General features: G+C 65.9%; 6 protein-coding genes. 4 read left to right on the top strand and 2 right to left on the bottom strand.

The features are described from left to right. Positions 1–215 precede the first annotated feature (215 nt). The gene (locus AC0L3A_RS11430) at positions 216–413 is read left to right on the top strand and encodes a DUF1858 domain-containing protein (protein WP_007596228.1); all 198 of its coding nucleotides are present in this window, start codon (positions 216–218) and stop codon (positions 411–413) included. Positions 414–500: 87 nt separating this feature from the next. Here AC0L3A_RS11430 and AC0L3A_RS11425 read toward each other — a convergent pair whose 3' ends face one another. Next, positions 501–1,211: a Crp/Fnr family transcriptional regulator gene (locus tag AC0L3A_RS11425; RefSeq protein ID WP_007596227.1), complete on the bottom strand. Its 711-nt coding sequence runs from the start codon at positions 1,209–1,211 to the stop codon at positions 501–503. A gap of 128 nt (positions 1,212–1,339) precedes the next feature. Between AC0L3A_RS11425 and AC0L3A_RS11420 the strand changes: the two genes are divergently transcribed. Beyond that, the gene (locus tag AC0L3A_RS11420; RefSeq protein WP_007596225.1) at positions 1,340–2,551 is read left to right on the top strand and encodes an NnrS family protein; all 1,212 of its coding nucleotides are present in this window, start codon (positions 1,340–1,342) and stop codon (positions 2,549–2,551) included. A gap of 1 nt (position 2,552) precedes the next feature. On the opposite strand, the gene AC0L3A_RS11415 is transcribed toward AC0L3A_RS11420, so the two are convergent. Continuing rightward, positions 2,553–3,581 carry an AraC family transcriptional regulator gene (locus AC0L3A_RS11415; RefSeq protein ID WP_007596223.1) on the bottom strand — a complete coding sequence of 343 codons (1,029 nt, stop codon included), beginning with the start codon at positions 3,579–3,581 and terminating at the stop codon, positions 2,553–2,555. 204 nt (positions 3,582–3,785) lie between these two features. On the opposite strand from AC0L3A_RS11415, the gene AC0L3A_RS11410 reads away from it, so the two are divergent. Together AC0L3A_RS11410 and AC0L3A_RS11405 are read left to right on the top strand one after the other, a co-directional pair. Beyond that, complete coding sequence (locus AC0L3A_RS11410) at positions 3,786–4,406, top strand: response regulator transcription factor (protein WP_007596222.1); 621 nt, start codon at positions 3,786–3,788, stop codon at positions 4,404–4,406. A 167-nt stretch (positions 4,407–4,573) separates the two neighbouring features. Continuing rightward, the gene (locus tag AC0L3A_RS11405) at positions 4,574–6,253 is read left to right on the top strand and encodes a mucoidy inhibitor MuiA family protein (RefSeq protein ID WP_007596221.1); all 1,680 of its coding nucleotides are present in this window, start codon (positions 4,574–4,576) and stop codon (positions 6,251–6,253) included. The last annotated feature ends 229 nt before the right edge of the window (positions 6,254–6,482 follow it).

Genomic DNA, 6,482 nt, shown 5'->3' with positions numbered 1-6,482 from the left:
CCCCCCCCACCCTGTCCCCCCGCGGGGGGGTTTCGCCCCGCAATGCGGGGGGCCCCCACTTGGGGCCCCCCGTTAACCATTTCCCCCCCCGGGTCTCCGCCCCGCGGCATCCGGGGCCCCCGCTTCGCGCGCTCCGGAATGACAAGCAGCTTGCGCTCCAACAAAGAAACCGCCGCCCGCTCTGCTATCGTGGTTTCGGAACGGAGTTGTTGTCCATGCCTTTTGGATCCGACGATCTGGTCGATGACATCATGCGCACGGCGCCGCACACGATCCGCGTGTTTCTCGCCTTCAGGATGGCCTGCGTGGGCTGTCCGATCGCAACCTTCCACACGGTCGATGACGCCTGCCGCGAGCATGGCATCGATCGCGACAAATTCCTCGCCGCGCTGTGTGACCGCGTGCCGGCGTGAACCGATCTGGAATTCGCGCGGGCTGCGCGCGGATTCCCGGGTGAGGGGCGCTTTCGCCGTAAGCGGAAGCGACGCTCACCCCTGGCCTTAAGCCGCGCCGCTGTCAGGGCTCCGCTCCGCCAGCACGACGATGCCATGCGGATCGCGCAGGATGATGCGCTGACGGCCGCTCTCGACCAGCCCCTGCTGTTCCCAGCCGCTCAGGATGCGGCTCACGGTGTGCAGCGTGGTGCCGGTCATCTGCGCGATGTCCTGGCGGCTGATCGGGAAATCGATCTCGATGCCGTGGTCGAGCTTCTTGCCGGATTGTTTGGCGAGGCGCAGCAGCGCATGCGCGACGCGCTGCTCGACCTGCTGGGTCGACATTTCCAGGATTCGGGTGTGGCTCTCCTGCAGCCGCGTGCCGACGGTTTGGAGCGTGTTGGCGGCAAGCGAGGGAAATCGCTCGACCAGTCGCGGCCAGGCCGAGGTCGGCCAGATCAGGGCGACGCTGTCGTCGACCGCGATCGCCGTGGCCGGATAGCGCGCGGCCCCGATCGCCATCGCGAGACCGAACGTCTCGCCCGGCGAGACGTAGCGCACCACGATCTGCTCGCCGCTCGGTGTGGTCTTGGCTGCGCGAACATGGCCGTGCAGCAGCAGGAAGAAGGATTGCGCGTCCGCACCCTGCTCGAAAATGGCGCTGTTCTTGGGATAGCGCACTGAGCGGGCCTCGCGCAGGATCTCCTCGAGGTCCTCCGGTTTGACACCCCCAAACAGCGGCAAATGCGCAACCAACGATGTGTCGACCTTGGCCATTCTGCCTCCTTGGCGCTGGAAGTGTGATGACACCTGCAATCGTCAGGGTGTTTGCGATAGCTCAAAAACGAGCCGGCCGGACGGCAGTATTTTTCCAGGCGACGATTTGAATCGACTGGAGTTGACCCATGGCTGGCGCCCGATCCCGCAACTTTGAGGGCTGGCCGCTGTTTGCGAACAGCTTTCGGCCCTTTTTCCTGCTCGCCGCCATCCAGGCTGGGCTTTCGATCCTGGCCTGGCTGCCGATGTTCTACGGCGAATTGTCGGTGACGTCGGCTTTCGCGCCGCGCGATTGGCACGTCCATGAGATGCTCTACGGCTTCCTGCCGGCGGTGATCACGGGATTCCTGTTCACGGCGATTCCGAACTGGACCGGGCGGCTGCCGATCCAGGGGACGTCCTTGGGCGCGCTGCTGGCGGTCTGGCTCGCCGGCCGCGTCGCGGTGACGCTGTCCGCCGATATCGGCTGGGCGTTTGCGCTTGCCGTCGATGCCGCCTTCCTGACCTTGGTCGTCGCTGCAGCAACGCGCGAGATCATCGCCGGCGGCAACTGGCGCAACCTTCCTGTGGTGGTGCTGGTGCTCGTGCTGCTCGCCGGCAATGTCGGCTTCCATCTCGAAGCGCATTATGCGGGTGCGGCCGATGTTGGCATCCGCGTCGGCATCGGCGTGGTCGTGCTGATGATCTCGCTGATCGGCGGCCGCATCATCCCGAGCTTCACCCGCAACTGGCTGGTCAAGTTCAACCCCGGCCGCCTCCCGGTGCCATTCGGACGCTTTGACGGTGTGGTGATCGGGTGCAGCGCAATTGCGATCATCGCGTGGATTGTGGCGCCGTTGAGCACCCTCACCGGCGTGGCGATGGCGCTTGTCGGCGGGCTCCATCTGGTGCGGCTCGCACGCTGGGCCGGTGACCGCACATTCCGCGAGCGGCTGCTCCTGATCCTCCATATCGGCTATGTCTTCGTGCCGCTCGGTTTCCTCCTGCATGCCTTTGCCGTCGTCGGCGAATTGCCGCCGAGCGCGGGCGTCCATGCCTGGATGGCCGGCGCGGCCGGAACCATGACGCTCGCGGTGATGACCCGTGCGAGTCTCGGCCATACTGGACAGGCGCTGACAGCTTCGCCGGCGACACAGGCCATCTATGCCGCGATCATCGTTGCGGCGCTGGCGCGGGTCGCGGCGGTGGTTTGGCCTGCGCACAGCGATGCGTTGCTGCACCTTGCCGCCTGCGGGTGGATCGTTGCGTTCCTCGGCTTTGCCATCGCGTTCGGCCCGCTGCTCGCCGGCAGCCCTCGCCGCGCCCTCGCCATCATGGGCGTGCCCGTCCCGGCACGCTGATTCAAGCTGCGGTCGCCACGGTCGACGATTTCAATGGCCTGACGCCTTTGCGCCATGCGGTGATGGTGCAGCCGAAATGGCCGCGGAACCAGCGGGCCATGGCGCTCTGCGCGGAGAAGCCGAGCTGCACGGCGATGTCGGCCAGCGGCCGGCCGGGATTATCGATCAGCTGGACCACGAGATCGGCGCGCTGCGCGTCGAGAATCGCCGAGAAGCTGGTGCCGGCTTCGGCGAGGTGCCGGTGGACGGTGCGGCGGGTGCAGGCGAGGTGCTCGGCGACGCGCTCGACCGTGCAGTCGCCGCCGGCGAGCAGGAGACGCACGACCTCGTCGACCTTCTCCTCCCAGCTTGCCGGCCGCGTCTCGATCGCCTCGATCCGCTTGCGCAGATAGCTCGCGATCAGCGGATGCGCGCTCGGGATCCGGCGCTCCATGTCGTGCGCCGACAACAGGATCGAATCGTCCTCCGCATTGAAAGTCACGCGGCAGCCGTAGAACTCGCGGTAGCGCTTGCGGTCGTGCGGCGGTGGGTAATGCAGGTGCACTTCCTGCGGCCGCCAATCGCTGCCGAACAGCGACTGGATGATGCGGTGGACGCTGCCGAGCGCCATGTCGATCGACTGGCGCGGCGCGGTCGGCTGTCGGCCGCGCAGGTGCAGCGTGACGGTCACGGTCTGCTTGTCGCGGGTGACGTCCAGCTTCATGCCGTCGTGATGGATCGGGATGAAGCGCGAGAAGGCTTCGATGGCTTCACCTACCGTCGCCTGTTCGCGCACGATCAGGCCGACCGCGCCGAAATTGGTCAGCCCGCCGCGCTCGGCAAGCCGCAAGCCGAAATCTTCGGCTCCGGACGCCTCTGCCGACAATTCGAGCAGACGTCGCAGGCCGGTGACGGCAATGGGCGTATCGGGCTTGTCGAGGCAGGCCAGCGGCAGCCTGACCTTGCGCATCATTTGTCTGGGGTCGAGCCCGACCGACCGGGCGACCTCCGGGTAATAGCTCAAGCCCGCGCTGCGAATGAGGTCGGTCATGCGAACCGTTCCTGCCAGCCATTCCCGCAGATGTCCCGAAATGTAAAGTTTATGTCCCGATCCGTCAAATCCGGGAACCGGGTGGAACATACATAAGGGAAACCGAAGCACGGGCGTGAATGCCGTGCATATGACGGCGCGGCGCGACGAGGCCCCGCTGCTGTCTCGGACCATTTGACCAAAAGACATTGCTGGATCGGAATTATGCCTGGGAACATGCTTTCCAAGGGTGAGGTATTCGTCATCGACACCGATGCCGCCTCCCGCGAACAACTTTCCACCGCGCTCCAACAGAGCGCATACAACGTGATCTGCTTCGCCGACGGCGCGTCTCTGCTCTCGGAGGCCAAGGCGCGGATGCCGGCCTGCGTGCTGCTGGAGATGCCGCCCGATCGCTCCGGTCTCGACGTGCTCAAGCGCCTGCGCGAGGAAAACTGCATGGCGCCGGTGCTGGTGACCGCGACAAACGGCAGCATCGCCATGGCGGTCGATGCCATCAGGAGCGGTGCGGCCGACTTCATCGAGAAGCCGTTCCGCACCCGCGACATCGTCGACCGGATCGATGCCGCCATCGACGAGTTCGCGCAGCCCGGCTCCAACCGGCAGCGCTGGTTGCCCGGCTGCGAACCCCTGACCGCGCGCGAAGGTGACGTGCTCGAGCATCTCGCCGCCGGCCTGACCAACAAGGAGATCGCCCGGCGCATGCATCTGAGCGCACGGACGGTCGAAGGCTATCGCGCCGGCATTCTGAAGAAGGCGGGCGCCAAGAACGTGACAGACCTGCTTCGCCGCATTTTCGGCCAGGGTTCGTCCGCTCAGGATTAAGGGCTCTGTCGCGGCCGACGACCCGTTCCGGGCCCCGCTGCCGCCGCGGCGGCGCCCCACGGAAACCTCAATCGAACCAGTTCCTTCCCTGCCGCGTCCAACCATGTTGGCGAGGCATTGGATCGCGCGTCCGGCTGGCGGCGGCGATGACTTGGAGGAGGGACTTGATGCGCATCACCGCAAGATGTTTGGCAACGACGAGCCTGGTTCTGGTGACCACGGCCTTCGCGTCGTCGTCATGGGCTGCCGAATTGGACGCCACATCGGCCATCGATACCGTCACGGTTTACCCTGATGGCGCGACCGTCACCCGCGTCATCGCGGTGGACCTGCCGTCTGGTGACTCGACGCTCATTGCCAAGGACTTCCCGCTTGGTCTCGACACCTCCTCGATCCGGGTGGAGGGTGAGGGGGGAGCGAAGCTCACCATCGGCACGATCGATGCGCGAACGCCACGTGCGGCGCCGGTCAATCTGCCGGAGCTGGACAAGCGCATCGAGGCGCTGAATGACCAGCGCGCCGACCTGCAAGGCGCGATCGACTCGGCCAATGCGCGGCGCAAATTCGCGGAGCATTTTGCGGAAGCATCGCCCGCCGGCATCGGCGACAAGGGCGAGGCGCGGCCGATTGCCGAATGGCGCACGGCCTTTGCCACCGTCGGGGAGGAAATTGCGAGCGCCGATACCGCCGTTCGCGACGCCACGCGCAAGATGCGCGAGATCGATCGGCAGATCGGCCAGCTCGAAATCGAGCGCAAGGCCAAGCCGCCGAGCAAGCTCGAAGTCCGCATGGACATCGCCGTGCCGGCAGCAACCAAGGCGACGTTGAGGGTCACCTACAATGTGCGCAATGCGCGCTGGCTGCCGCTCTACGACGCCCGCCTCGACACCGGCGCGAAGGATCGCAAGCCGCAGCTCGAATTGGTTCGCCGTGCCGAAGTCACGCAATCGACCGGCGAGGACTGGTCCAACGTCACGCTCGGCGTCTCCACGGTCCGCATCGGCCGCGGCGGCAGCGCGCCGGAGCTGAATTCGCTGGTCGCGCAGTATCCGCAAGTGCCGAAGCCGCGGGCGCTGGGTTCGCTTTCGGATTCGGCAATGCCTGCGGCGGCGCCAATGCAGCGTAAGATGGAAGCTCCGGCTTATGCCAGCCGATCCAGGGAAGATATTGCCGAACGCGCCGAAGAACAGCAGGCGGTCGCCGAGATCGGCGACTTCCAGGCCACCTACAAAATTCCCGGCCGCGTCAGCCTCGCCCCCGCCGAGGGCGCCAAGAGCCTGCGCATCGCCTCGATGACCGTGCCCGCCGATCTCATGGTGCGCGCGGCTCCGGTGATGGATCCCACCGCCTTCCTCGAAGCCAGCTTCAAGCAGGCCGACGACACGAGCCTGTTGCCAGGCAAGGTCGCAATCTATCGCGATGGAACCTTCGTCGGCCGCGGCAAGCTCTCGGCTTCGGCCAAGGACGATATCGTGCGGCTCGGCTTCGGCGCCGACGACAAGGTCAGGATCGAGCGCGCGGTGCTCAAGCGCAACGAAGGTTCGGCCGGTCTCCTGGTCACGACGTCGAAGACCGACGAGCGATCGTTCAAGACGACGATCCGCAACGGTCACGACTTCCCGATCAAGGTCGCGATCGAGGATCAGTTGCCGGTCAGCGAGAACGAGGACATCCTCGTCGAGATGTTGCCTGCGACCACGCCGCCGACCGCAAGCAACATTCGCGACCGGCGCGGCGTGCTGGAATGGTCGTTCGACGCCAAGCCCGGTGAGGTCAAGGACATCAATTTCGCCTGGCGCATTCGCTGGCCGAAAGACAAGAGCATGGTGATCGTGCCGGCGGGTTGATGGGCGGCGCCGAAGTGCGATGCTGTCTTAGCTCGCGCTCGCTCACTCCCTGTCATGCCCCGCGAAGGCGGGGCATCCAGTACGCCGCGGCGTCACGATTCAATCGCTGGCGCCGCGGATTACTGGATCGGCCCGGCAAGCCCGGGGGTGTATGGGTTGAAATAGCGGGAGCGTTATTAGCCGTGAGGGAAAACGCCCCAAAGAGCAGGATTGACACGTCGTGGTGGGC

It is taken from the genome of Bradyrhizobium sp. MI1.3 (assembly GCF_055811695.1).
This window is presented reverse-complemented; position numbering and strand designations above follow the sequence as displayed.

What these genes read in the sequence shown, in the direction of transcription:
- AC0L3A_RS11415 (WP_007596223.1), bottom strand. Translation starts at nt 3,581, where the DNA reads ATGACCGACCTCATTCGCAGCGCGGGCTTGAGCTATTACCCGGAGGTC.
- AC0L3A_RS11425 (WP_007596227.1), bottom strand. Translation starts at nt 1,211, where the DNA reads ATGGCCAAGGTCGACACATCGTTGGTTGCGCATTTGCCGCTGTTTGGG.
- AC0L3A_RS11430 (WP_007596228.1), top strand. Translation starts at nt 216, where the DNA reads ATGCCTTTTGGATCCGACGATCTGGTCGATGACATCATGCGCACGGCG.
- AC0L3A_RS11420 (WP_007596225.1), top strand. Translation starts at nt 1,340, where the DNA reads ATGGCTGGCGCCCGATCCCGCAACTTTGAGGGCTGGCCGCTGTTTGCG.
- AC0L3A_RS11405 (WP_007596221.1), top strand. Translation starts at nt 4,574, where the DNA reads ATGCGCATCACCGCAAGATGTTTGGCAACGACGAGCCTGGTTCTGGTG.
- AC0L3A_RS11410 (WP_007596222.1), top strand. Translation starts at nt 3,786, where the DNA reads ATGCCTGGGAACATGCTTTCCAAGGGTGAGGTATTCGTCATCGACACC.